Below are 25,159 nucleotides of genomic sequence, written 5' to 3' on the forward strand. Positions count from 1 at the left end.
TCGGCTCCGGGCCGATCTCCACAGATGACGCAATGCCAGGGGGGAGGGCTGCCGATCTTGTCCGCGTGGCCTAGGGTCGTTGTTGTCATGGCACGGGTCATCCACGTATTCCGCCAGCCCGACCGGTTCGTCGCCGGCACCGTCGGGCAACCTGGCGAGCGCACGTTCTACCTGCAGGCCTCCGAGGAGGCCCGGCTGGTCAGCGTGGCGCTGGAGAAGCAACAGGTCGCCGTCCTCGCCGAGCGCATCGGCTCGCTGCTGGAGGAGGTGCACCGGCGGTTCGGCGCGGACGTCCCCGAGGCGGTACCCGACGACCTCCGGGACACCGAACCCCTCACGCCGCCGGTCGAGGAGGAGTTCAAGGTCGGCACGATGGGGCTGGGCTGGGACGCCGAGTCCCGCGCGGTCGTCATCGAGCTGCTCGCGATCACCGAGGAGGAGGTCGACGAGGCCGTGGTCCTCGACGACACCGAGGAGGGCCCGGACGCGGTCCGGGTGTTCCTGTCGCCGGTGGAGGCGCGGGCGTTCGCCGAACGCGCCGACCGGGTGGTGCGCGCGGGCCGCAAGCCGTGCCCGCTGTGCTCGGAGCCGCTGGACCCCGAGGGCCACGTCTGCCCCCGGCAGAACGGCTACCGGCGCGCGGACGAGGGCTGACCTCGGCGTGCGGCCCGGTGACGAGGGCGTCCTGGACCTGCTCGGCCGCGGCCGGATCGAGGTGCGGGGCAGGCTGGTCGACGCGTCCAACGCGACGCTGCTGTGCACGATCGGCCTGGACGGCGTGACCGCGCAGTGCGTGTACAAGCCGGTGCGCGGCGAGCGCCCGCTGTGGGACTTCCCCGACGGCACGCTCGCCGGCCGCGAGGTGGCCACCTACCTGGTGTCGGAGGCGGCCGGGTTCGGCCTGGTGCCGCCGACGGTGCTGCGCGCGGGCCCGTTCGGGCCGGGCATGGTGCAGCTGTGGGTGGACACCCGCGAGGACGACGACCTGGTGGACATCGTCGCGGTGGACCGGGTGCGGCCGGGGTGGCGTTCGGTGCTGCGCGCGCACGACCGGTTCGGCGACCCGGCGGTGCTGGTGCACGCCGACCACCCGAGGGTGCGGCTGATGGCGGCGTTCGACGCGGTGGTCAACAACGCCGACCGCAAGGGCGGCCACGTGCTGCACGCCGACGACGGCGCGGTCTACGGTGTGGACCACGGCATCTGCCTGCACTCCGACGACAAGCTGCGCACGGTGCTGTGGGGGTGGCTGGGCGAGGCGCTGCCCGCCGACGCGGTGGAGGCGCTGCGCCGGCTGCGCTCGGGGCTGGACGGCCCGTTGGGCGAGGAGCTGCACGAGCACCTGACCCGCGCGGAGGTGCGGGCGCTGACCGAGCGGGTGGACAAGCTGCTGGCGGCGGGCGTGTACCCCGAACCGTCGAACGAGTGGCCGTCAATACCGTGGCCGGCGTTCTGACGGTGGTCTAATCGGCCGGGTGAGCAGTGTTCGACTCCGCGAGGTGACCGAGTCCGACGTGCTGGTGTTCTTCGAGCACCAACTCGACCCCGAGGCCAACCGGATGGCGGCGTTCGGCGCGGCCGACCCGACCGACCGGGCGGCGTTCCTGGTGCGCTGGGCGCGGATCCTGGCCGACGACACCGTGGTGACCCGCACGATCGAGTTCGACGGCCGGGTGGTGGGGCACGTGGCGCGGTTCCACCAGTTCGGCGAGCCCGAGGTGACCTACTGGATCGACCGCGCCTACTGGGGTCTGGGCCTGGCCACGGCGGCGTTGACCGAGTACCTGGCGTCGGACCCGCTGCGCCCGCTGTACGCGCGGGCCGCGGTGGACAACCTGGGGTCGCTGCGGGTGCTGGACAAGTGCGGGTTCGTCGCGGTCGGCGAGGACGTGGGGTTCGCCGACGGGCGCGGCGAGGAGGTCGAGGAGTTCATCCTCCGCCTGGACGCCTAGATCCGCCGCCCGGCTCCGGCCCGGTCGGCGCGCCTGCGGGTCATCCGACCGGGTGAGCCGCTAGCGTCGCGGGTCGTGCGATCACAGGACTACGGGCGGGACGTGCTGGCGGGGCCGAGGAAGCGGAAGGTGCCCGAGGTCGCGGCCGAACCGGGCCTGGTCGTGGAGGACCCGGCGTCGGGGTTCTGCGGCGCGGTGGTGCGCTTCGAGTACGGCAAGGTCGTGCTGGAGGACCGGCACGGCCGGGAGCGGCTGTTCCCGCTGCTGCCCGCCGGGTTCCTGCTCGACGGCAAACCGGTGACGCTGGTCCGCCCGGCGGCCCCGGCGGCCCCGGCGCGCGCGGTGTCGGCGTCGGGCTCGGTGAAGGTCGAGGGGCTGCGCGCCCGCACCGCCAGGGACAGCCGGATCTGGGTCGAGGGCCTGCACGACGCCGAGCTGGTGGAGCGGGTGTGGGGCCACGACCTGCGGGTCGAGGGTGTCGTGGTGGAGCCGCTGGACGGCGTGGACGTGCTGGCCGGGCGGGTGGCCGGGTTCGGCACCGGGCCGCACCGCCGGCTGGGCGTGCTGGTCGACCACCTGGTGGCGGGTTCGAAGGAGTCCCGGCTGGTCGCCGAGGTGCGCGACCCGCACGTGATGGTCACCGGTCACCCGTACGTGGACATCTGGCAGGCGGTGAAGCCGGCGTCGGTCGGGATCGCCGCGTGGCCGGTGGTGCCGCGCGGCACGCCGTGGAAGGAGGGCGTGTGCGCGGCGCTGGGCTGGGGCGAGACCTGGGAGGGCTGGCGGCGGGTGCTGGCCGCGGTGGCGGGGTTCCGGGACCTGGAGACGCCGCTGATCGGCGCGGTGGAGCGGCTGATCGACTTCGTCACCGAGCCGGACCTCGACCGTCCGTGACCTCCCCGGGCTCCCGGGGTGCGAGGATGGTCGTGTGGCCGCGTTGATCTGGTTGGTGCTCGGGGTGCTGCTGGTGGCCGCCGAGATCCTCTCCGGCGACTTCGTGCTGGTCATGCTCGGCGTCGCGGCGCTGGGCGCGGCCGGGGTGTCGGCGCTGGGCGTGGGCGAGGTGGTCGCGGCGGTGGCGTTCGGGGTGGCCGCGCTGGGCCTGATCGTGGGCGCGCGGCCGGCGCTCAAGCGCAGGCTGACCGCCGGGCACGAGCTGAAGTCGGGCGCGCAGGCGCTGGTCGGCGGCACCGCGATCGTGGTGTCCACAGTGGACGCGCACGGCGGTAGGGTGCGCATCGGCGGCGAGGTGTGGTCGGCGCGGTCGCTGGACCACACGGTCCTCGAACCGGGCGCCGAAGTCACAGTTGTCGAGATCTCGGGCGCGACCGCCGTGGTGATGTCCGGGTCCTGAAGTGGGAAGGGACGGAATCTGAGTTGACCACCACGTTGATCGTCGTCGCGGTCCTGGTGCTGTTCGTGCTGATCGTCGCCGTCAAGTCGGTGCTGGTGATCCCGCAGGCGACGGCCGCGGTGATCGAGCGGCTGGGCCGCTACCGCACGACCGCCGCGCCGGGCCTGAACATCCTGTTCCCGTTCTTCGACCGGGTCCGGGCCCGGATCGACCTGCGCGAGCAGGTGGTGTCGTTCCCGCCGCAGCCGGTGATCACCCAGGACAACCTGACGGTGTCCATCGACACGGTCGTCTACTTCCAGGTGACCGACCCGCGCGCGGCGGTGTACGAGATCTCCAACTACATCGTCGGCGTGGAGCAGTTGGCGACCACGACGCTGCGCAACCTGGTCGGCGGGATGAGCCTGGAGGAGACGCTGACCTCCCGCGACCAGATCAACAACCAGCTGCGCGGGGTGCTCGACGAGGCGACCGGGCGCTGGGGCATCCGGGTGGCGCGGGTGGAGCTCAAGGCGATCGACCCGCCGCCGTCGATCCAGGACTCGATGGAGAAGCAGATGCGCGCGGACCGGGAGAAGCGCGCGATGATCCTGACCGCGGAGGGCCAGCGGGAGTCGGCGATCAAGTCCGCGGAGGGCCAGAAGCAGGCCGCGATCCTCTCGGCGGAGGGCGCGAAGCAGGCGGCGATCCTGTCCGCCGAGGCGGAGCGGCAGTCCCGGATCCTCAAGGCGCAGGGCGAGCGGGCGGCCCGCTACCTCCAGGCGCAGGGCCAGGCCAAGGCGATCGAGAAGGTGTTCGCGGCGATCAAGGCGGGCAAGCCGACCCCGGAGGTGCTGGCCTACCAGTACCTCCAGACGCTGCCGCAGATGGCGCAGGGCGACGCGAACAAGGTGTGGCTGGTGCCGTCGGACTACGGCAAGGCGCTGGAGGGTTTCGCGCGGATGCTGGGCGCGCCCGGCGAGGACGGCGTGTTCCGCTACGAGCCGCCCGCCGACGAGCCGGTGCGGTCCGCGCCGGAGGAGGACGACCCGTCGGTGGCGGACTGGTTCGACACCGCGCCGGACCCGGCGGTGGCCGAGGCGGTGCGGGCGGCGGAGGCCGTGGCGCGCCAGGAGGTGCCCGGTCCGCTGGGCACGCACCGGCCGGTGTCGGTGGAGCCGGGCGTGGAGCGCGCCGGGTTGACGGGTGCCTCGGGCGTGCCGGGGATCGCGGGTGCCACGCCGGCCGGGGCACCGGGCGAGGCGGAGCAGCCGCACGAGTAGTTTGCCGCGGTTTCCGCGTTTTTCGGGTCTGGTGGGGCGATCGGCCGCTTTCGGCCGATCGCCCCGTTTCGTTCCGCGATGGTGATCACCGGCGGGCACCGGGGTGGAGCATCGCCGGGGTAGGGGTCGGTGCGGTTGGATGTGCCGGTGCCCCCGTTACCCGATCGAGTGAATTTCTGGTTGGACCGGTCCGATCTGCCGTGGGTCGAGCGCTGGAACGGGTTGGCGGCGGCCGTGGCGGACCTGTCCGCGCTGGTGCTCGCGGGCCCGGGGGCGCGGCGGGTGGCCGAGGAGGTCGCCGAGCTGCTGGTGGCGGGCGCGTCCCGGCACCGGCCGCACCGGGCGGCGCTGTGCGAACTGGTGGACCGGGTGCTCGACCTGCACGCGGTGGCGTGCGGCTCGGACCCGCCGACGCCGGCGGGGTTGGCGGACTGGCTGCTGCACGTGCAGACCGGGTTCGCCGAGCCGCCGGAGGTGCGGCTGGCCCCGTACGCGGCGGCGCTGGGCGCGGAGGGGCTGGCCCGCTACCGGACGGAGGCGGTGGCCCGGTTCTCGAAGCTGCCGGTGATCGAGTTCGGCCGGACCGGCCGCTACGACCGGGAGCGGTGGGCGCTGCTGCGGGTGATGGAGGAGCTGGCCGAGCACGTCGGCGACGTGGACTTGCAGGTCCTGGTGCTGGCGCGGGACCTGTCGTCGGGCTGGCACTACCTCCAGGTGGCGACCGTGCTGCGCGACGCCGGGCGCACCGAGGACGCGCTGGACTGGGTCGGCCGGGGCCTGCGCGCGACCGGCGGCCGGGGCGCGGCGGGCCGGCTGGTGGACCTGGCGGTGGACGAGTGCCTGCGGCTGGGGTGGCGGGAGCGGGCGGTGTGGTGGCGTCGCCGGGCGTTCCTGGCGCACCCGTCGGTGGAGACCTACCTGCGCCTGCACGGCCTGGCGTCCGGGACGGGCGGGTGGGCGGCGCTGCGCGCGGACGTGCTGGCCGAGGCGCGCCGCGACACCGACCCGCGCGCGCTGGCCGAACTGCTCGCCTGGCTGGCCGAACGCGGGATCTGAAGCCCCCGGGGCGGTCGGTCGGCGCGGTCAGTCGGTGTGGTCGGGCGGGCGGCGGTCGGTCCACGGGCGGGCGCGTTCGAGCTGGGCGGCGACGGCCAGGACGGTGTTCTCGGCGTGGGCGGCGCCGACGAGCTGGACGGCCAGCGGCAGCCCGGTGCCGGTGTGCCCGGCGGGGACGGCGGCGGCCGGGTTGCCCGCGATGTTCCACAGCGGCAGGAACGTGGTCATCCGGGCGGCGGCGAGCAGGGCGGGCACGGTGCCGCGCCGCCGCCACTCGCCCACCCGCAGCGGCGGCCGGGTGAGCACCGGGGTGAGCAGCAGGTCGTGGTCGGCGAACACCCGGTTGGCGTGGGCGGTGAGCCCGTCGGCCTGGTCCAGCGCGGCCCGCACGGCCCCGGCGGGCAGCGCGCGGCCGAGCGCGGCGACCTGGCGGGTGCGCCGGTCGAGCCGGTCGGGGTGCTCCAGCGCGGCCTCGGCCTCGGCGGCGCTGTGCAGGTAGCGGGCGGCGAACCCGGTGGAGCCCGCGAGGTCGTGCATCTCCGGGTCCAGGCGGGTGACGTCGTGACCGAGGTCGGTGAGCAGCCCGGCGGTGTCCAGCACGGCGTCGCGGACCTCGCCCGCGACCGGGATGCCGGGGCCCCACGGGCGCAGGGACACCGCGACGCGCAGCGGGCGCGGGTCGGCGGCGACGGCGGCCGCGTGGCCGTGGCCGGGGGCCATGACGTCGAGCAGCAGCGCGGCGTCGCGCACGTGCCGGGTGATCGGTCCGGCGGCGACCAGACCGCCCCACACCGGCCCGTCCAGCGGCACGTGGTCGCGGTGCGGCTTGAGCCCGAACAGGCCCGTGCACGCCGAGGGGATGCGCACCGAGCCGGCCCCGTCGGTGCCGATCGCGGCCCCGACCAGCCCGGCGGCCACGGCGGCGGCCGACCCGCCGCTGGACCCGCCCGGCGAGTGCCCGGCCGACCACGGGTTGCGGGTCGCGCCGGCCCAGCTGCTCTCGGTGTAGGGCCACAGCCCGAGTTCGGGCATCCGGGTGCGGCCGACGACCACGGCCCCGGCGGCGCGCAGCCGGGCCACGACGGCACTGTCCGCGTCGGCGACCCGGTCGACCGCGGCGGTGCCGGTGGTGGTGGGCAGGCCCGCGACGGCGAGGTCCTCCTTGACCGCGACGGGCACGCCGAGCAGCGGCGCGTCCTCGCCCGAGGCGCGCCGGGCGTCGGCCCGCCGCGCGGTGTCGAGGGCCTGCTCGGCGAACACGAGCCGGAACGCGTTGAGGTCCCGGTCGTGCCGGTCGATGCGGCGCAGGCACTCGGCGACCAGGTCGTGGGCGCGCAGCTCGCCCGAGCGCAGCAGCTCGGCCTGTCGGGCGGCGCCCGCGAAGCACGCGTCGGTCAGGTCCATGGCCGCACCCTAGGGCAGGACGGGTCAGGTCGGCCGGTGACGCGCGCTGTGCCGGTTGCGCAGCCGGGCCACGAGGAACACCACCAGCAGCACCGGCCACGGGAACGGCAGCGGCGAGGCGATCCAGGCGATCAGCAGCAGCACCCCGATCACGGCGGGCAGCGGCGGCCGCCGCCCGGACGGGCCGCGCCGCGGCACCCGGTCCGGGCCGTCCGGGACGGCGGCGGGCGCGGCCGGTCGGGGCAGGTCGAGGGTGAGGGGCGCGAGTTCGGCGCGGTGCACCGCGGCGTAGGCGGCGGCGATGCGCTCGTCGGCCTCGGCGAGGGTCAGCCGGCCTTCGCCGACCGCCTCGCGCAGCCGGGTCACGACGTGTTCGCGTTCGCGGTCGGAGGCCCGCACCGCGCTTTCGGGAGTGCTCATGCCACCCGATGCTCCACGCGGCGGCGTCTCACGGCGTCCGTTCCGAAGCGGTGACGGGGACTACGTACGCCGACGTATCCGAGTCAGGGCATGATCGGTGTCATGCCGACGTGGGTCATGTGGCTGGCGGTCGCGCTGGTGGTCGCCGCCGTCGTGGTGCGGCACCACCGGCGGTCCCAGGCCGACACTCTGCTGGACGAGCACGCGCGCCGCCGCACCGGGGGCGGCCCGACACCGGTGTCGGTGTGGCGCGAGGCCAACCGGCGGTTCCGGGCGGGCGAGCGCGAGGGCCTGCTGCTGCTCGCCGAGATCGGCCGCACGCTGCCGCGCCGCCGCCAGGACGTGGTGGACACGTGGTCGGCGGCGCTGCGCGGCGGGGTGAGCCGGGGGCTGGACTCGCCGTGGCGCACGGCCGTGCAGCGCGAGCTGGTCGCGCACCTGCGGCCGGGCGAGGACTACTGGCCCGGGATGGACGTGCGCGCGGCGGGCGCGATCCTGGTGGACTTCGACCTGTCGGGCTGCCGGGTGGGCGAGATCGACTTCACCGGGGCGGTGTTCGTCGGCGACGCCCGGTTCGGCGCGATGACGGTGACCGGCGAGGCGAGCTTCGACGGGGCACGGTTCCTGCGGCACGCGGTGTTCACCGACGCGCTGTTCGCCCGGTCGGTGTCGGCGGCGCTGGCGGTGTTCACCGGCAACCTGGCGTTCTCGGGGGTGCAGGTGGCGCGCGAGGCCCGGCTGCGGGCGGCGAAGATCTCCGGGCGCGCGGACCTGCGGCGGGCCGAGTTCGGCGGGTCCGCGGACTTCGCCGACGTGTTCTTCGGCGGCCGCGCCCTGTTCGGCGAGGTGGTGTTCCACCAGGACGCGGTGTTCTCCCGGTCCTGGTTCCGGGGCTGGACGGACGTGAACTCGGCGCTGATCGGCGAGGCGGCCGAGTTCGGCGGCGTCCGCTTCGGCCACCGCGTCATGCACTGAGTCGCGCGCCGCCCCTCAGCGGAGGAGGTGGGACCCGCCGCTGCCCAGGACGTCCGAGAACTCCACCGCTTCCACGGGAGCGGACGCCTCGACCTCTGCGGGATCGCGCTGCGCCCCCTCGTCGACGGGTGTCGCGGTGGGGTCCGTTTCGCCGCTGGTCACAAGGTGCCCCCGGGGGTGTGGTCGGGTGTCGTGCCCAACCTAGGGCAGCGCCGACACCGGTGACACCGCCATCGGCGGCCCCCGGTCAGCCGGCCTGGGCCTGCGAGCCGGGCCGGGCGCGGGCCACGGCGGGCACGGCGGACTTGAACAGCCCGAGCCCGAGCGCGTACGGGTCGTCCAGACCGGTGGCGCGCAGCGCCTCGCCGGGCAGCGCGAGCAGCGACACCGCGACCCCGAGGAAGTAGGCGTCGAGCAGCCCGGCGTCACGGGCCGACGACGGCAGCCCCGCCGCGCGGTGCAGGCCGGCGCCGGCCTCGGCGTTGGACACCACCATCCGCCCCAGCGCCTCGCGCACCCCGGGCCGCCGCACCGCCTCCAGGTACAGCTCGACCATGGCCAGCAGCTGGGTCGGGTCGTCGGCGACCGCCCGGCGCAGCAGCGCCGGGTACAGCTCGGCGACCTCGGCCGGGGAGATGTCCTGCGGCGTGGTGGCCGCCAGCCGGGCGACGGCCTCGGCGTGCAGGTCGGTCATCCGCCCGGCGGCGGCCTCCAGCAGCGACTCCCGGGTCGGGAAGTAGTTCTTCGCGGTCCCCTCCGGCACGCCCGCCGCCCGGTCCACCGCGCGGTGCGTGAGCCCTCTGCCGCCCTCGGCGGCCAGGACGGAGATCACGGTGTCGCACAGGAGTTCACGGCGGGTCGTCGCGCGGCGGGTCGTCACGGGGACGGGACCTTAGCCGATCTTGGCGCGCCGGCCGTCGCCACCACCCGTCCCGCGTCCAACACCAGCCACACGCCGCACACGCAGCGCACGTAGGAGACGCGGCCGTGGGTGGACGCGGGGTAGGCGGGTTCGGAGGCGGGCCAGCCGCAGCACGGGCATCTGGTGATCACACCCGTCAGCGTGATGTCATGGTTCAGTGCATTTCAACCCTTACGGCGGGACGGCCGCGCAACTGGCCGCCGCACTGGTCAACGCCGCCCCGGACAGCACCGCCGACGACCTGCTGGCGGTGCTGCGCGACCAGCGCTACAAGCCGGTCGGCGCGCTGAGCGCACCCGAGGCACGCCGGCTCGTCGCGTGGGCGCGCCGGCTCGAACCGGTGTTCGCGGGCACCGTCGACCGGGTGGCGCACACGAACGCGCTGCTCGCCGAGACCGCCGCACGCCCCTACATCTCCACCCACGACGACCGCCCGCCGCACCTGCACTTCGCGCCCGAGACCGCGCCGACCCTCGTCCGCGTGCGCGCGTTCACCGCAGCGGGCCTGGCGCACGTCGTGTGCGAGGAACCCGACCGGCTCGGCCGCTGCGGACGTGAGGGCTGCGGCACCGTCTACGTCGACACCTCCCGCAACGGCCGCCGCCGCTACTGCTCGACCCGCTGCGCGAACCGGCTCCAGGTGGCCCGGCACCGCGAACGGCGCGCGTCGTGACCCCCGCGCCGCATCCGGACACCGGCAGACGCGCGACGCACGCGGGCCGTAGGTTCGGACCATGACGATCACCGGGACCGCGGCCGGCGTCCCGTACGTGGCGCTGCCGCCGGCGACCGGGCGACGACTGGTGCTGGTCTGGCACCTGATCGGCGAACCCGGCACACCCCAGGGCATGGCGCGGGCGCTGCCCCTGACCGGGCTGGACGCGTGGCGGGTCTACCTGCCGCTGCCGCAACGCCCGCCCGACGGCGACCCCGTGGCCGACTGGTACGCGCCCCTGGTCTCCGACGCCGTCGCCGCCGTCGAACCGGTCGTGGCGGCCCTGCGCGCCGAACTGGGCTGCGACGCCGGCCCGATCGACGTCGTCGGAGGCTCGGCCGGCGGCCACATCGCCCTGCTCACCGCCCTCGCCGACACCGTGCCGGTGCGCCGCATCGCGGCACTCAACCCGGCCGTGACCGTCCAGGCCGTGGTCCGGGCGTCGCTCGACGCCGGCCACCTCGACACCTACCGGTGGACCCCCGCCGCCACCGCGGCCGCCGAACCGCTGGACGTGCTCGCCCGCGCCCACCGGCTCACCGCGCCGCTGCTCGTCGTGCGCGGCGAACACGAGTACCCCGCGTTCCGGCCCGTCCAGGACCGCCTGCACGCCGCCGTGCCCGGTTCGAGGCTGGTCGACGTGCCGGGGCTGCCGCACGTGCTCGTCTCGGGACTCGACGTCGTGGAAGCGGAGGTCGTGACATGGCTGACCGACTGACGGTCGTGACCGGCGGCAGCCGGGGGATCGGCGCGGCCACCGTGCGCCGGCTCGCGGCGGCGGGCCACCGGGTGGTGATCGGCTACCGCGCGGCCGCCGACCAGGCCCGCGAACTGGCCGCCGAGGTGGGCGGGCTCGCCGTGCGGGCCGAGGTGTCCTCGCCCGACGACGTGGACGCCCTGTTCGACGCCGCCGCGACCCTCGGCCAGGTCACCGGAGTGGTCGTCAACGCCGGGATCACCAGCCAGGCCGGCCCCCTGGCCGAGACCACCGTCGCCGACCTGCGACGGGTGATCGACGTCAACGTGACCGGCGCGCTGCTGTGCGCCCGCCGCGCCGCCCGGGACCTGGAGCGCGGCGGCGCGATCGTCTCGGTGTCCTCGGCGGCGGCCACCCTGGGCAGCCCGGGGGAGTACGTGCACTACGCGGCGAGCAAAGCCGCAGTCGACGCCATGACCGTCGGCCTGGCCAAGGAACTGGGCCCGCGCGGCATCCGCGTCAACGCCGTCGCCTCCGGCACCGTGCACACCGAAATCCACGAGCTGTCCGGCATGCCCGACCGGCCGCACCGCGTCGCCTCCGCGATCCCGCTGGGCCGGGCCGCGCAACCCGACGAGATCGCCGCCGCGATCGCCTGGCTGCTCGGCGACGACGCCTCCTTCACCACCGGCGCGGTCCTGCGCGTCGCCGGCGGCCTGTGACCCGGCGTCGGGCCGTGGGCCTGCCCGAACGGCCCCGGCATACGAGAACAAAGCGGGTGCCAAATCCGCATGATTGCGGTGCGCCCGGCGGGATATCCGATAGCCGCCGGACCTTGTCCGCAATTTTGGGGTCGAATTTGACACTCTTAGAACAACGCTCCTACTTTTGCTTCTTGTCGCCGCCGACAAGAAGTTGGCCGCCGTAGTCAGGGGGTTGCCATGTCCATCAACGTCGATCCGTTGCGCCTGTCGAAGCCCCAGGATTCCAGCACCTATCTCGCAATCAGGACCACGCAGGGCGGTCGTGCCGTGTTCACCACCCGCGTGCCGCTGCTGGACCTGCCGACGATCCTCCCGGTGCCGGACCCGAACAACGTGGACAAGGACAACCGCAAGGTCGACCGGTTGCACGCCCGGCAGTTCGGCCAGTACCTGGACCAGAAACAGGACTGGGTGGCACCCGCACTGCTGGCCAGGGACAGCGGCGGATGCCTCTTCGAGAAGGTCGACGAGCAGGGGGCCGTCGGCTACCTCACCGTCCCGTGGGCGATCGGCGGCATCTCGTCGCTGCGCACGATCGACGGCCAGCACCGCATCCTCGGCGTCTCCATCGAGAAGAAGCGCATCACCGACGCCATCGGGGCAATCGATCGGGAGATGGCGCGCAAGGTGAGCGTGGACAAGGCCGCCAAACTCCAAGCCGACCGCGAAAAGCTGATCGGCCAGATGAACCGGCTCAAGACCGAGTACGTCGGCCTGGACATCTACGTCGAGCCGGACCCGATCAAAGCCCAGCAGATGTTCGTGGACGTGGCCGACAACGCCAAGGGCATCAGCAGTGCAGTACGTGCGCGTTTCGACAACTACAAGGTCGCGAACCGCACCCTGTCCGACGTCATCGACCACCCGCTGCTCAAAGGCCGGGTGGACGCCGAACAGGACCGGATGACCCAGAAGAACCCGAACCTGATGGGTGCCAAGCACGTAGCCGACATCACGCGCGCCGTGATCGCCGGTGCAGGCGGCCGGATCAGCAAGAAGGCGGAGCAGACGCTGACCGACGGTCAGGTCATCGAGCAGGTCAAGGACTTCCTGGATGTCGTCTCCCGGGCGTTCTCCGCGCTCGCGGAGATCACCGAAGAGGACGCGGAGGCCGAACGCCGAGCCGGAGAACTCACGTTGTCGCAGGAGCTGCGCCGTTCGTCGCTGCTCGGGTCGGTCGGCATGTGGCGGGTCCTCGGCGGAGTCTTCCGCGAGCTGAGGACCCGCGAGAACCCCGTCGAACTCGACGACGTCACCGAGTTCTTCCGACGACTGGACCGGCACACCGCGGTGCCGGTCGCCGAGACGTCGCTGTGGCGTGCCACCGAGGCGGACGCGGACTTCGAGCCCAACGCCTCCGCCCCGATCATGCGGACGCAGAACATCGTTCACCTGGTCGGCGTCATCGTCGGCTGGTACGCCAAGCCCCCGGCCGCCCTCTGAACGGTCACCGCGTCGGTCACGCCGTCAGGAAGTGGCCGACGCGGCGGGAAGGCGGGGCGCGGTCAGCACGCGCGGACCGTCGTCGGTGACCGCCACCGAGTGCTCCACGTGCGCGGCCCGGCTGCCGTCCGAGGTCACCAGCGACCAGCCGTCCTCGGCCTCGTAGTACGCGTCGCGCCCGCCCGCGTGGAACATCGGCTCGATCGCGATCGCCATCCCGGCCCGCAGCGTGAGCCCGCGCCCCGGCCTGCCCTCGTTCGGCACGCCCGGCGACTCGTGCATCGCCCGGCCGATCCCGTGCCCGCCGAAGTCCGACGGCATCCCGTACCCGGCGGCCCGCCCGATCCGGCCGACCGCCGCCGACACGTCGCCCAGCCGCGCGCCCGGCACCGCCGCCGCGATCCCGGCGGCCAGCGCCCGCTCGGCGGTCTCGATCAGCGCCAGGTCCGCCGGGGCCGCCCGGCCGACGACGAAGCTGATCGCCGAGTCGCCGTGCCACCCGTCGACGTGCGCGCCGCAGTCGATGCTGACCAGGTCGCCCTCGCGCAGCCGGTAGCCGGTGGGGATGCCGTGCACGATCACCTCGTTCACCGACGCGCAGATGTAGCCGGGGAACGGGGTGGTCGCGAACGACGGCTGGTAGCCCAGGAACGACGAGCCCGCGCCCGCGCCCCGGACGACGCCGGCCGCCACCTCGTCCAGTTCCAGCAGCGACACCCCGACCCGGGCGTGGTCGCGGACCGCGGCGAGGGCGTCGGCGACGACCAGGCCGGCCACGCGCATCGCGTCCAGCTCCGAAGGGGATTTCAGCTCGATCACCTGACTGCTCCCAACCGTGATAGTTATACCGGTATTACTATCACAACATGGTGCGCCAACCACTCACCCCCTCCGACCACGCCCGCGGCGAACGCCTCGGCGAAGCCCTCCGCAACGCCCGCGGCGACCGCAGCATGGTCCAGATCGCCACCGCCGCCGGCATCTCCGTGGAAACCCTCCGCAAGATCGAACGCGGCCGGATCCCCACCCCCGCCTTCTTCACCGTCGCCGCCCTCGCCGAGGCCGTCGGACTCTCCCTCGACACCCTGTGCCGCGACCTCGACGAACCCCGCCAGGCCGGCGCGGCCTGACCGTGCGGGACTTCGTCCACCACCACACCACAGCCCGACCGGTCCCGCTCGCCCCCGAGATCCGGCTGCACACCGCCACCGACATCACCGCGCTCTGGGAGCACACCGGCCGACCCGACCCGCCCTTCTGGGCCTTCCCCTGGGCAGGCGGCCAAGCCCTCGCCCGCCACCTCCTCGACCACCCCGCCACCACCACCGGCCGGCACGTGCTCGACCTCGCCTCCGGCTCCGGACTCGTCGCCATCGCCGCCGCCACCACCGGAGCCGCCACCGTCACCGCCAACGACGTCGACCCCCTCGCCGGCACCGCCATCGCCCTCAACGCCGAGACCAACCACGTCACCCTCGACATCGTCATCGCCGACCTGCTCGACACCGACCCCGAACACGACGTCGTCCTCGCCGGAGACGTCTTCTACGACCGCGACATGGCCGCCCGCGTCCTGCCCTTCCTGCACCGCGCCCACCGACGCGGCGCCACCGTCCTGGTCGGCGACCCCCAACGCGCCCACCGCCCCCGCGACGGCTTCCACCACGTCGCCACCTACCGCGTGCCCGTCCCGCACGACCTCGAAGGCACCGACCAGCGCACCACCCACATCTGGCAGCCCGCCTGAACAGGCCGACCGGACACCGACGACGGGGAGCGGCACCGCCGCCCCACGACGAAGGGGAGGCCCGCCGACACCGGCGAACCTCCCCACCACGCCTACGGCGACGCGCGAAACCTACCGGCGACGCGCGAACTTGTCCGTCGCCGCCAGCACCGCCTCCATCATCCCGCCGTCCTGGACGCTGTGCGCCGCACCGTGCACCACCACCAGCTCCGCGTCCGGCCACGCCCGGTCCAACTCCCACGCCGTCCGCAACGGACCCTGCATGTCCAGCCGGCCGTGCACCAACACCGCCGGAATCCCGTGCAACCGGCCGATGTCCCGCAACACCTGACCGTCCTCCAACCACGCGAAGTGGTGGAAGTAGTGCGCCGTGATCCGCGCGAACGCGTGCCGCCACCGAGGATCGGACTGCCGCGGCCCCGGCGTGTAATCCGGGTCCATCGACACGATCGACCCCTCCCACGCGCACCAGTCGTCCGCCGCCTTCTGCCGCACCGCCGGATCCGCGTCGTTGAGCAACCCGTGGTACGCCGCCACCAGGTCCGCCGACCCCTCCGGCACACCACGCCGGAACCGCTCGTGCTCCTCCGGGAAGAACTGCCCCAACCCGCCGTAGAGCCACTCGATCTCCGAATACCGGCCCGACGTGATCGCCACCATCACGATCTCCGTCACCCGCTCCGGGAACAACTCCGCGTAGTGCAACCCCAACGTGCACCCCCACGAACCACCGAACACCATCCACCGCTCGACACCCAGGTGCTCCCGCAACAACTCGATGTCCCGCACCAGGTGCGCCGTCGTGTTCACCGACAAGTCCGTGCCGTGGTCCGCCGCGTGCGGCAGGCTCCGCCCCGACCCCCGCTGGTCGAACAGCACGATCCGGTACGCCGACGGGTCGAACTCCCGCCGCATACCGGGGGAGCAGCCCGTACCCGGACCACCGTGCAGACCCACCACCGGCTTGCCGTCCGGGTTCCCACACACCTCCCAGTACACGAGGTTCCCGTCACCCACGTCGAGCATCCCGTGCTCGTAAGGCTCGATCTCCGGATACACCCTCACACCACCCCACCACGAAGCACGCGGCCGACGAACCCGCGCGGCAAATTACAACAGCGCTGTTACATTAGGGGAGTGGCCGACAACCCCACCACCGACTTCCTCGGCACCCGCCTGCGACACCTCCTCGAACAACTCGACGGCGACGTCGCCCGCACCTACACCGACCTCGGCCTCCCCGGCTTCCGACCCCGCTACACCCCGATCATCCGACTGGTCGACACCCAAGGCCCCCAATCCATCCGCCGACTCGCCACCACCATCGGCGTCACCCACTCCGCCATCAGCCAGACCGCCAACCAGATGCGCCGCGACGGCCTCGTCGAACTCCACCCCGGCACCGACGCCCGCCAACGCATCGTCCACCTCACCGACCACACCCGAACCCTGCTGCCCACCCTCTACGCCGAGTGGGACGCCACCAACGCCGCCACCCGCCAACTCGACGCCGAACTCCCGCACCCCCTCAGCGACCTCGTCGAACGCACCCTCCAAGCCCTCGCCGACAAACCCATGCACCACCGCATCCGAGACCACCTCCACACCCCGCCTCACACCCCGCCTCACACCCCGTAACGCGCCACCAACTCCGCACCCAACCGCGCCAACTCCACCCGCACCCCCTCCGACTCCACCACCTCCACCACCGCACCCCACCCCGCCAAGTGCTGCGCGATCATCAACGGCGACGGAGCCGACACCCGCACCCGGGCCCGACCCCCGACCTCCTCCACCACCTCGCAATGCCGACCGAACTGGTTGCGCAACACCGACACCAACCGCGCCGGCACCACCACCACGGCCACCGACGCCGTCTGCCGACCCTCCACCTCCGCCACCACCCCCTCCCACGCGGCCGACAACTCGAACCCCTCCGGCCGCACCACCTCCTCCTCGGTCACCACCACGTCCACCACCCGATCCACCCGGAACGTCCGCTGCCCGGCCGCCGAACCCGCGACCAGGTACCAGACGTCCCCCTTCTCCACCAACCCCAGCGGATCCACCACCCGCACCGACGCCTCACCCGACCGCTTCGCGTACGACAACCGCACCCTCCGCCGCCGCACCACCGCCCCCTGCAACACCTCCACCACCCCCGACCGCGCCACCCCCTGCCGCCCCCACCCCGCCGGATCCAGCACCACCGCGTCCGCCGCCGCCTCCGCATCGGCCCGGAACGTCTCCGGCAACGCCCGCACCAACTTCCGCAACGCCGCCTTCGCCTCACCCGACACCGCCGCCGCCGGCCCCACCAGCAGGAACAACGCCTGCGCCTCCGCCGCCGACAACCCCGACAGGTCCGTCCGCGCCCGCCCCACCAACCGCCAACCACCACCACGCCCCGCCTGCGGGTACACCGGGATCCCCGCCGCCGACAACGCCTCCAGATCCCGCCGCGCCGTCGCCACCGACACCTCCAACTCGGCCGCCAGCTCCGCCGCCGTCACCCGGCCACGCGCCTGCATCAGCAACAACACCGCCACCAGACGATCCGCACGCATGACCCACAGTCTCCCCGGAAAAGTGCTCAAGAGGTGAGCACTTAACCCCCGCACACTGGTCCACGACAGACACCGAACGACCAGCGGACGACCGTCCACGAACCGGGGGAGACCCACCATGTTGCGAGGCTTCACCACCGTCAGCTACTACGCCGACGACCTCGACGCCGCCGAAGCCTGGTACACCGGGTTCCTCGGCACCGAGCCCTACTACCGCGTCCCCGGCGGCTACCTCGAATACCGCCTCGGCGACTACCAGCACGAACTCGGCATCATCAACAGCGCCTACGCCACCCAGGACGTCAAGAGCGGCCCGGCGGGCCAGATCATCTACTGGGCCGTCGACGACCTGGACGCCACGCTCGAACGACTCCAGGAACTCGGCGCGACCCTCCACGCCGCACCCCGCGACCACGGCGGCAACGGCTACATCACCGCGAGCGTCCTCGACCCGTTCGGCAACATCCTCGGCGTGATGGCCAACCCGCACTACGCGGCGACCCTCGCCAACATCAAGGCGGGCACCCACTTCACCGAATCGAACACCTGATCGAACATCGCCGGGGGAGCAGGACGGAAATCGCGGCGGGACGCTCGGACGACCGTCCGAGCCGTCCACGACGGGCCGGCGGCTTGCGAACCGGACAACCGTCCGACGGCCGTCGCTCCGGAACCTCGGGGGAACAGCGCGAGCCGCCGGGGGCGACGGCGGAGCGGCCGGCAGTCGCGGAAACGCGCGGACGCTCAGGCGGACGTCCGGACGGCGCGGGGGACGCCGGTGTCCGATCTCAGTCGGTCTAACCCCTGACTGACCGTGTCACCTGCGGTTTGGCCAACTTCACTGAGGCGTACTCGTCCGGTCTTCTCGGTGAAGTTGGCCAGTTCTGCGTCGACCCAGTATGAGGACGCCGGATGAGAAGGTCGCAGCGGAAGCATGCTTGCCGAGCCCAACTCCCCACTTCACGACGCCAACAGATCGCAGGATCGGCAGTGGCTGCTCGTGGCCAGCAGTCTGATTGGTTGAGGGCAAGGCCCCGCTTCGCCGCCACAGCGAGGCGGAGGTGCGGCATCACTCTGTCGGAGGCTCTCTGTAACCTCAGCGCATCGCGCCACGACGGGCGCGCCCAAACGGATCGATGCGACAAGGACGGGTTTTGAGCGCAGTCGAGCAAGTGTTTCTAGAGTGTGAGCGTGCTCGGGCGGAGGGCGACTTGGTGCAGCGGGTATCCGCAAGTGACAAGGAGTACCACTTCCAGAACTGGGTACAGGCACGCATCGAGGCTTGCGGCCTCTTGTACGACGAGCCTGGACGAAATACCTACCCGGACTTCCGACTCATCCACTACCCGGAGGGTTACGAAGTTAAGGGCCTTGAGTTTCCTGGTCGCGAGGCCGACTATGACTCCAACTCTCAGGTGCCCAAGGGCAACCACAACGGACGAGAAGTCTTCTACGTGTTCGGCCGCTATCCGAAATCGGAACGCGGAGTCGACGAGTATCCGGTCGTCGATCTCGTGGTATGCCACGGCAGCTTCCTCAATGCTGACACGGAGTACGTGCACAAGAACAAGTCTTTTCGTGGTTTTGGCTCGTATGGCGACATTCTAGTTCGCGACCGTAAGATGTACGTCGTTCCGACACCCTTCGCGCTGACCCCAGGTACGGCCGGTCTGTCAACTCTTATAGTTCCCGAAGGCTTCCGGCCGCAGTCAGAGGCCCTAGTTCAGGTAGGCGAACTGGACCGCATTGAAGTTGAGAATATAATCGTATCCTACGAATTCAATCTTCAGACTAACGAGATGGTTACACACAAAGCGCCGAATCCGAATGCGGGCAGAACGCACCGCTTCCGCGCATATCGGTCTCGTGGTGCGGGCGACACCAAGACTGTCTCGCTGAATGAGACTCGACTGTGATGGCCAGCGTGCCAGAACGCAGCAGCCTAGAGTCGACATTTCCGGCTGTTATGCTTAGCGAGGTTGGCACGAAGGAGTCGTGGCGCAAGGAGGTTCACCGTCCAGCTACTAGTACCCACAAGTGGTGGGCGAAGCGCCTCGGTACCATCTTTCGGGGCATCTTGGCATCTGCTGTGACACCCGAGGGAACGGACGCCGCGCGCGCCTATGCATCGACGCTCGATTTGACTGGTCTTGTTGTCTTCGATCCATTCTCGGGATCGGGTGTGACGGGCGTTGAGGCTCTCAAACTTGGAGCCAGGGCAGTATGCTTCGATATTAACCCTGTGGCGACTCTTGTCGAGCGACAGGCCGTCCAGCCATGGGACTTGAAGGCACTGCAAGCCGCTTACAATACAGTCGAGTCGTCCTGCCGCTCCGAAGTCGACCGGCTGCATCGTACCGAAGACGGAAGAACGGTCCTCTATTATTTCTGGGTCGCGACTGTCAAGTGCCCGGAATGTGCGACGGTTGTGCGACTTTTCGACTCCACCCTGTTCTCGAAGAACGCATACCCGAAGCGCGTGCCTAGGGCTCAGGTCGTCTGCCCAGAATGCCTGGACATCAAGGAAAGTCGGTACGACTTCAACATCGAGGTCTGCCGAAACGGACATAGGATTGAACAGCGCGGTGCCGTGCGTGGGCAGACTGCAACCTGCCGCAAAGGTCACACATTCAAGATGCTTAACGCCCTGAACGGTAGTCGACCCGAATATCAAATGTATGCAAAGATGGTCGCAGGCGAAGGCGGGAATAAGACCTACGAACCCATTACCGACTGGGATCGATACCTTTACCGGGAGTGCACTGAACTTTTGGAAAGACTCCCTCCGTCTGCAGTGCTTCCGGTGGGCGAGCTCACGCAAGGGAATAACACGAATCAAGCGCTCAACTGGAACTTCCGCCAGTGGCAGGACTTCTTCAATGACCGTCAACTGGTGTCGCTTTCTCTCATCGCCACGGCTATTCGCGACCTCCCAGGATCGAGTCGAGAACGCGAGGCGCTGTGTGCCCTATTCTCTGGAATGCTGGAATTCAACAACCTGTTCACCTCCTTCAAGGGAGAGGGAACGGGCGCCGTTCGGCACATGTTCAGCCACCACATCCTAAAGCCGGAACGCACTCCACTGGAAGCCCACCCCTGGGGGACGCCGCAGTCATCCGGCGCTTTTTCAACGCTCCTTAAAAGTCGACTATACCGCGCACATGAGTATAAGGCCGCACCCGTGGACTTGATCTTCGACGGCGGGGGGGTCGAGCGAAAAAGTGGCATCTCGAAGCCGCTTTCAGCAACAATTGCAGAGTCCTGGGCTGATTTTTCATCAGCCGATGATCAGGCCGCTTATATTGCCCCGAGGAATTCTGCCGAGACAGATCTGCCCAACGAGTCGGTCGACCTCATTGTTACCGACCCGCCGTACATGGACAATGTTCACTATGCCGAACTTGCCGATTTCTTCCACGCCTGGCTGCAAGGCATGAATCCGTATTCTGGATACCCTAAAACGGCGACCACACGGCGAAACGGCGAGGTTCAGAACGCTGACGCGGAGCAGTTTGGCAAGGCGATTGAAGCTGTGTGGACGGAGTGCGCTCGCGTACTCAAGCCGGGTGGCCTGCTTGCCTTTACTTTTCATCAGGCTCGCATAAGCGGATGGGTTCAGGTCGTCGATTCGTTGCGGCGCTCAGGATTTGTAATTACGGCTGTTCAACCAGTAAAAGGGGAGATGGCGACCAGCGTTGTCAAGGCAAGTTCACGCGAGCCTTCGAACCTTGACAGCATCGTAATTTGTCGTCGCTCAATCGATGGAGCCGCCAACCCCAACCGCTCTATTGACGAGGCGCTTGCGACGGCGCAGAAAGAGTTGTCACGCCTTCGTGAAGCTGGAATCGCAGTCGGCGCAGGCGACGTACGATCCGTAGTGCGAGGTTCACTTTTGGCTTACCTCGCTTCGGTTGGAGCCGAGTTGAATTCGACAGTGGAGGCACGAGTAGATGACATGGCCGCAGAAACGATTTCCTCTCTGCTACGGTAGCGCATTCACATCCTTCAGCCCCAGTTATAAAGGATGGACGTGACAGTCGATCTGGGAACGCTGGTCGGCAACGCCTCTGCCCGGAGAGCGCCTACCTGGCCTGTCCGTCCGTTCAACTGGCTCGAAGCCTACCGCCGATGGCAGGTCATTGTCCGATCTCAGCTGATGTACCCCTTGACCGGCCGCCTCGCCTGCGGGTGGTCACTTTGCTGAGACGACTCGGACCGAGTCGTCTCAGCGAAGTTGACCAGTATTGTGTCGCCCCAGCGGAGGTGCTGGTCGACAGTGTCGCTGCGGGAGGCAGACGGATGCGAGGCTCTATCCTTCGGTTCTTTGGCTGACAGAGAAGGATGAATATGGCGGTTGATCTGGAAACACTGGTCGCACAGGTCTGGAGTCCGGACGTGCGCCCACTGGTAGAAGAGGCGTGGCGCTGTTACAACGCCGGCGCGATCCGCGCGAGCATCGCGGCGACCTGGTCCGCGGTGAGTGCGGACATCATCGTGAAGCTGATCCGCCTCGCCGATGAAGGTGACAAAGGCGCCCAGGCGTTCCGCAAGGGGGTCACTGACGCGCAGGAGAAGGGCCTCACCCCCGAGGGCGTGCGCGCCATGCAGAAGGTTGAAGCCTCGCTGGTCGACAAGGCCGTGCAGTTCGAGTTGATCGACACCATCGGCAAGCGCGAACTGGACCGCATCCGGGAGGATCGTCACCTTTGTGCACACCCGTCGCTGCGCTCAGCCGGTGAGGTTTATAACCCTCGCCCGGAGATAGCCCGCGGGCACCTGGCGGTCGCACTGTCCACACTCCTGGTCCATCCCCCTACACAGGGCGGCAAGCTGCTGGAAGAGTTCAAGAACTTCATCTGCGACCCCCTGTTCGCCCCATCCCCACCTCACATCAGGGCGGCCTTCCACGACCGGGTCAGGTCGGCGACCCGCAAGAGCATCATCCAGGTCGCTGCGAAGGCCGCGATGCTGGAAATTGACCCAGACGGCCGGATGCCGGCGGACGCGCACGCCGACCGGATGGCCATCGCACTTCGCGCCTTCGCGGAGGGGGCACGTGACATGGTCCGCGACGCCGTGAGCGAGGCTCGCGAACGCCTTCAGATACTCGATGGTGCAATCCAGCTGCGGACGTTGGTGCGTATGGCCGATGACGACTATTTCTGGACATCGGTGGATCAGGCGCTGGCTGCCCGGTTCGAGGCCCTGCTTGATGCACCGACCACTGTAGTCCCGTGGGAGCCATTGCCTCCGGAGATCGCAGCAAAATTCGCAGTGGTCGGCAACGCCTTTGCCCGAGAGCGCCTACCTGGTCTGCCTGGCCGTTTCGGCCAACTCGACGCCCACCACCGACGGCAGGTCATCGCGGTCCGGTCGAGCGAGTTCTTCGTATTGGAGGTGATCGAGCTTCTGCGGACCGCAGGAAGTTGGCGCAGCGGAGAGGAAGTCGGGCGCTTGCTGGTGTCGCACGCGGAGTTCCTCACGGTCGGGACACTGGGGGATGCGCTCACCGCGTGGTTCGAGAACGGCCAGTGTCGCGAGGCCGCTGCCATGCCCGGCTTGGCCGTGCAGTTGGTGCATGCCACCTCACACCTTGGCGCTGCTCGCGGACCACTGTTTGCCGACTTCGTCGCAGGGTGCGAGACGTCGGCGGGCGCGGGCGAGTACTACGCCTACCCGGACCTCAAGGCCGCGCTGGGCGACCTTGGCCTCCTGCCGCCAGCCGCGATGCCAGGATGACCCGGGGAACCGGCTGCGTGTCGAGGCGGACATGGGAACGAACGTTCGATTGCTGTTGACGGTCAACGTTACTTTCCGCAGGCCACAGGGTCGGCTTCATGCTCAGGCGGCCTACATGCACCGGAGGTCTGCCTCTCATGAGGATCGACATCGAGCACCACGCCCGAGGGCTGTTGGAGCACCTGGGGCTGAGCGACGAGAACGAGGTCGCCGACTACCTCAGGCACAATGAAATCGACAGTGCGAATGGCCACTTGGTCGTCGAGTACCTCGTCGGCACGGGATGGGCAAGGGACTGCTCCACGTTCGACGGCCCGGACTGCCGCCTCACTGGCAGCGGTCTGGCTAGGGCTCAGCAGTTGCTCACCGAACGGAACAGCCCCGCTCGCCGCCTCGGCACGCTGTGGGCGAGGATGCTGCGATGGCTAGAGGACAACCACAACGCCAGGGACTGGAATGGTTTCCTCTCCGGTGACGGGCTGCACTATCCGGGTGGCGACTTCACCGAGGCCGAGGTGGAGAAAGAGGCCGCCTACCTTCACGGGCACGACTTGATCACGGCGGCGCGTGTCTGGCAGACCGGAGATGGCACCGTTCGACCCGCCATCACCACCGCAGGCCGTGACTGTCTGATCCACTTCGAGGGAGACGTGAATCGGTACCTCGACCGCGGGGGACGTTCCACCACGAACCACACGACCCACAACAACACGACTATCACGATGACCGACAGCGTCGGCAACATCACCAACGCCAGCTCCAACGTCCAACAGAACCTCAACTCCGGGTTCGACCCCAGCGAGGTGCTCAACTTCGCCGGTGCCGTCCGACAGACCCTGCCTGTGCTCGGACTGGACGAGGAGGTCCGGCGGGCTGTCGACGACCAGGCCGAGGAACTGCACAAGCAGGCAAGTGCAGGGGCCCCGGACCGCAGGCGGATGCGGGATTTGACTGAGAGCATCATGCGGGCGTTGCAGACAGCCGGACCGACGATCGCCCTGGAGATGATCGCAGGTCTGGGCATGCAGGCGATCCAAGCCCTCGGTGGCTGATCGGCAATCCGGAGAAGGTTGTGCCTACGGGAGTCGACATCGATCTTGACGAGAGGAGTCCCGTAACCCGGCGGCGGGGTACAGGTGACCGCGAGGCCGTGCCGCCGGGCACTGTCGACCTACGAGCCGGTGATGGCCTTGAGCGCCTCCTCGCCCATGCCGATCGCAGTCGTCTGAATCACGGTGGGCGCGGCCGAGCGCAGCCCGTCGAGGATGGCGTCGAGCAGCCTGCGCAGCTTGCCCCGGTCCGGGGCTGCGGAACTCGCTTCCTGATGCAGTTCCTCGGCACGGGTGTCAAGTTCGCCTCGCGTGTTCCCCTCGACCCCGAGGACCGGCAAGCTCTGGCGGACGAACCCAGCGAACTTGAGCACCTCGGTGGTGTCCAGCCCCACGTTGACGTTCTGCACGACATTGTCGCTCGCGACGGTGATGTTGCCGTTGCTGCCGGTCATGTGGATGTTGTTGGTTGTGGTGTTCGGCCGCTGTCCGCGGTTGAGGTAGTCGGACACGTTCCCTCCAAAGTCGACGAGGCAGTCCTGGCCTTCGGTGGTGATGGTCGGCCGCCTCATTCCCCCTGGGGCGTTCCAGACCTTCTCGGATGTGATCAAGCCTTTTTCCTTGAGGTAACCGGCTTCGCGGTACACCTCGCTCTCAGTGAAGTCGTTGCCGTGGTAGGACATGTGGGGACTGGCGAGGAAGCCGGACCAGTCGGTGGCCTCTCCCCGCTGGTCCGGCTTGTCCAGCCAGGTCAGCATGCGCGAACGCAGGGTGCCGCGGCGGCGGGCGGGGGTCATGCGTTCCGCTCGTAGTTGCTGCACCACCGCGACACCCTCTGCGTTGATCTTCGCGTCTGCGCTTTCCATTGAACCGAGGTCTTGAACCAAGCCGCGGTTGCTCAGGAAGGTGACCAGCATTCTGCCGGCATCGTCGTCGAGCCTGTTGACGTTCAGGTAAGAGAAGACGGTGTTATCGGGCGAGTCGTACAGAAACTCAAGAAGTGCGGTGGCATGCGCGTCGACATCGAAGGCCATGTTGGCCACCCTCCGTTTTGATCCACTTCCGGTGTAATCGCCGACCGAACGTGTGATCG

General features: G+C 70.0%; 28 protein-coding genes. 20 read left to right on the forward strand and 8 right to left on the reverse strand.

The genetic code is table 11. The features are described 5' to 3' along the window. Positions 1–87 precede the first annotated feature (87 nt). The 7 genes from AC0HI0_RS11615 to AC0HI0_RS11645 all read left to right on the forward strand — a co-directional run bounded on the left by AC0HI0_RS11615 (position 88) and on the right by AC0HI0_RS11645 (position 5,624). Complete coding sequence (locus AC0HI0_RS11615) at positions 88–654, forward strand: DUF3090 domain-containing protein (protein WP_480932317.1); 567 nt, start codon at positions 88–90, stop codon at positions 652–654. A gap of 7 nt (positions 655–661) precedes the next feature. Next, positions 662–1,456 carry an SCO1664 family protein gene (locus tag AC0HI0_RS11620; protein ID WP_480932318.1) on the forward strand — a complete coding sequence of 265 codons (795 nt, stop codon included), beginning with the start codon at positions 662–664 and terminating at the stop codon, positions 1,454–1,456. A 19-nt stretch (positions 1,457–1,475) separates the two neighbouring features. Next, positions 1,476–1,952, forward strand: coding sequence for a GNAT family N-acetyltransferase (locus AC0HI0_RS11625; protein WP_480932319.1), 477 nt, complete (start codon positions 1,476–1,478; stop codon positions 1,950–1,952). 75 nt (positions 1,953–2,027) lie between these two features. Next, a complete protein-coding gene (locus AC0HI0_RS11630; protein ID WP_480932320.1) occupies positions 2,028–2,846 on the forward strand; it encodes a DUF3097 domain-containing protein in 819 nt (272 codons plus the stop codon). A gap of 34 nt (positions 2,847–2,880) precedes the next feature. Beyond that, complete coding sequence (locus tag AC0HI0_RS11635) at positions 2,881–3,306, forward strand: NfeD family protein (RefSeq protein ID WP_480932321.1); 426 nt, start codon at positions 2,881–2,883, stop codon at positions 3,304–3,306. A gap of 23 nt (positions 3,307–3,329) precedes the next feature. After that, positions 3,330–4,568 carry an SPFH domain-containing protein gene (locus AC0HI0_RS11640; protein WP_480932322.1) on the forward strand — a complete coding sequence of 413 codons (1,239 nt, stop codon included), beginning with the start codon at positions 3,330–3,332 and terminating at the stop codon, positions 4,566–4,568. 180 nt (positions 4,569–4,748) lie between these two features. Then, entirely contained in the window at positions 4,749–5,624 is an 876-nt protein-coding gene (locus AC0HI0_RS11645; protein WP_480932323.1) for a hypothetical protein, read from the forward strand. A gap of 27 nt (positions 5,625–5,651) precedes the next feature. On the opposite strand, the gene AC0HI0_RS11650 is transcribed toward AC0HI0_RS11645, so the two are convergent. Together AC0HI0_RS11650 and AC0HI0_RS11655 are read right to left on the reverse strand one after the other, a co-directional pair. Continuing rightward, positions 5,652–7,028 carry an amidase family protein gene (locus AC0HI0_RS11650; protein WP_480932324.1) on the reverse strand — a complete coding sequence of 459 codons (1,377 nt, stop codon included), beginning with the start codon at positions 7,026–7,028 and terminating at the stop codon, positions 5,652–5,654. Positions 7,029–7,052: 24 nt separating this feature from the next. Further along, positions 7,053–7,448: a DUF1707 SHOCT-like domain-containing protein gene (locus AC0HI0_RS11655; RefSeq protein WP_480932325.1), complete on the reverse strand. Its 396-nt coding sequence runs from the start codon at positions 7,446–7,448 to the stop codon at positions 7,053–7,055. Positions 7,449–7,550: 102 nt separating this feature from the next. On the opposite strand from AC0HI0_RS11655, the gene AC0HI0_RS11660 reads away from it, so the two are divergent. Beyond that, on the forward strand, positions 7,551–8,423 hold the full coding sequence (locus AC0HI0_RS11660; protein ID WP_480932326.1) for a pentapeptide repeat-containing protein: 873 nt from the start codon (positions 7,551–7,553) through the stop codon (positions 8,421–8,423). 15 nt (positions 8,424–8,438) lie between these two features. Here AC0HI0_RS11660 and AC0HI0_RS11665 read toward each other — a convergent pair whose 3' ends face one another. Together AC0HI0_RS11665 and AC0HI0_RS11670 are read right to left on the reverse strand one after the other, a co-directional pair. Continuing rightward, entirely contained in the window at positions 8,439–8,585 is a 147-nt protein-coding gene (locus AC0HI0_RS11665; RefSeq protein ID WP_480932327.1) for a hypothetical protein, read from the reverse strand. 85 nt (positions 8,586–8,670) lie between these two features. Next, positions 8,671–9,303: a TetR/AcrR family transcriptional regulator gene (locus tag AC0HI0_RS11670; RefSeq protein ID WP_480932328.1), complete on the reverse strand. Its 633-nt coding sequence runs from the start codon at positions 9,301–9,303 to the stop codon at positions 8,671–8,673. Between the two features lie 199 nt (positions 9,304–9,502). On the opposite strand from AC0HI0_RS11670, the gene AC0HI0_RS11675 reads away from it, so the two are divergent. The 4 genes from AC0HI0_RS11675 (at position 9,503) to AC0HI0_RS11690 (ending at position 12,964) form a co-directional block, all read left to right on the forward strand. Then, the gene (locus AC0HI0_RS11675) at positions 9,503–10,018 is read left to right on the forward strand and encodes a CGNR zinc finger domain-containing protein (RefSeq protein WP_480932329.1); all 516 of its coding nucleotides are present in this window, start codon (positions 9,503–9,505) and stop codon (positions 10,016–10,018) included. 61 nt (positions 10,019–10,079) lie between these two features. Beyond that, on the forward strand, positions 10,080–10,778 hold the full coding sequence (locus tag AC0HI0_RS11680) for an alpha/beta fold hydrolase (protein WP_480932330.1): 699 nt from the start codon (positions 10,080–10,082) through the stop codon (positions 10,776–10,778). Then, positions 10,763–11,479: an SDR family oxidoreductase gene (locus AC0HI0_RS11685; protein ID WP_480932331.1), complete on the forward strand. Its 717-nt coding sequence runs from the start codon at positions 10,763–10,765 to the stop codon at positions 11,477–11,479. The genes AC0HI0_RS11680 and AC0HI0_RS11685 overlap by 16 nt, the downstream gene beginning before the upstream one ends. A gap of 219 nt (positions 11,480–11,698) precedes the next feature. After that, complete coding sequence (locus AC0HI0_RS11690) at positions 11,699–12,964, forward strand: DNA sulfur modification protein DndB (protein WP_480932332.1); 1,266 nt, start codon at positions 11,699–11,701, stop codon at positions 12,962–12,964. A gap of 24 nt (positions 12,965–12,988) precedes the next feature. Here the strand turns inward: AC0HI0_RS11690 and map are convergent, their stop codons facing one another. Next, a complete protein-coding gene (map, locus tag AC0HI0_RS11695; RefSeq protein ID WP_480932333.1) occupies positions 12,989–13,783 on the reverse strand; it encodes a type I methionyl aminopeptidase in 795 nt (264 codons plus the stop codon). A gap of 47 nt (positions 13,784–13,830) precedes the next feature. Between map and AC0HI0_RS11700 the strand changes: the two genes are divergently transcribed. Further along, a complete protein-coding gene (locus tag AC0HI0_RS11700; protein ID WP_480932334.1) occupies positions 13,831–14,094 on the forward strand; it encodes a helix-turn-helix domain-containing protein in 264 nt (87 codons plus the stop codon). Positions 14,095–14,096: 2 nt separating this feature from the next. Then, the gene (locus AC0HI0_RS11705) at positions 14,097–14,711 is read left to right on the forward strand and encodes a class I SAM-dependent methyltransferase (RefSeq protein ID WP_480932335.1); all 615 of its coding nucleotides are present in this window, start codon (positions 14,097–14,099) and stop codon (positions 14,709–14,711) included. Between the two features lie 111 nt (positions 14,712–14,822). Here AC0HI0_RS11705 and pip read toward each other — a convergent pair whose 3' ends face one another. After that, complete coding sequence (pip, locus tag AC0HI0_RS11710) at positions 14,823–15,737, reverse strand: prolyl aminopeptidase (protein ID WP_480934289.1); 915 nt, start codon at positions 15,735–15,737, stop codon at positions 14,823–14,825. Between the two features lie 111 nt (positions 15,738–15,848). Between pip and AC0HI0_RS11715 the strand changes: the two genes are divergently transcribed. Continuing rightward, positions 15,849–16,349, forward strand: coding sequence for a MarR family winged helix-turn-helix transcriptional regulator (locus AC0HI0_RS11715; RefSeq protein ID WP_480932336.1), 501 nt, complete (start codon positions 15,849–15,851; stop codon positions 16,347–16,349). Here AC0HI0_RS11715 and AC0HI0_RS11720 read toward each other — a convergent pair. Further along, positions 16,337–17,278, reverse strand: coding sequence for a helix-turn-helix transcriptional regulator (locus AC0HI0_RS11720; protein ID WP_480932337.1), 942 nt, complete (start codon positions 17,276–17,278; stop codon positions 16,337–16,339). The genes AC0HI0_RS11715 and AC0HI0_RS11720 overlap by 13 nt on opposite strands. Before the next feature lie 118 nt (positions 17,279–17,396). On the opposite strand from AC0HI0_RS11720, the gene AC0HI0_RS11725 reads away from it, so the two are divergent. The 5 genes from AC0HI0_RS11725 (at position 17,397) to AC0HI0_RS11745 (ending at position 24,069) form a co-directional block, all read left to right on the forward strand. Continuing rightward, the gene (locus AC0HI0_RS11725) at positions 17,397–17,828 is read left to right on the forward strand and encodes a VOC family protein (RefSeq protein ID WP_480932338.1); all 432 of its coding nucleotides are present in this window, start codon (positions 17,397–17,399) and stop codon (positions 17,826–17,828) included. A gap of 604 nt (positions 17,829–18,432) precedes the next feature. Beyond that, the gene (locus AC0HI0_RS11730; RefSeq protein ID WP_480932339.1) at positions 18,433–19,194 is read left to right on the forward strand and encodes an LIM domain-containing protein; all 762 of its coding nucleotides are present in this window, start codon (positions 18,433–18,435) and stop codon (positions 19,192–19,194) included. A 161-nt stretch (positions 19,195–19,355) separates the two neighbouring features. Then, complete coding sequence (locus tag AC0HI0_RS11735; RefSeq protein WP_480932340.1) at positions 19,356–21,269, forward strand: DNA methyltransferase; 1,914 nt, start codon at positions 19,356–19,358, stop codon at positions 21,267–21,269. Positions 21,270–21,625: 356 nt separating this feature from the next. Next, complete coding sequence (locus tag AC0HI0_RS11740) at positions 21,626–23,017, forward strand: hypothetical protein (protein WP_480932341.1); 1,392 nt, start codon at positions 21,626–21,628, stop codon at positions 23,015–23,017. Positions 23,018–23,154: 137 nt separating this feature from the next. After that, positions 23,155–24,069, forward strand: coding sequence for a hypothetical protein (locus AC0HI0_RS11745; RefSeq protein ID WP_480932342.1), 915 nt, complete (start codon positions 23,155–23,157; stop codon positions 24,067–24,069). A gap of 119 nt (positions 24,070–24,188) precedes the next feature. Here AC0HI0_RS11745 and AC0HI0_RS11750 read toward each other — a convergent pair whose 3' ends face one another. Next, positions 24,189–25,100 (reverse strand): hypothetical protein, encoded by a 912-nt coding sequence (locus AC0HI0_RS11750; protein ID WP_480932343.1) that lies wholly within the window; start codon positions 25,098–25,100, stop codon positions 24,189–24,191. Positions 25,101–25,159: the final 59 nt, after the last annotated feature.

It is taken from the genome of Saccharothrix sp. NBAS 001 (assembly GCF_056640475.1).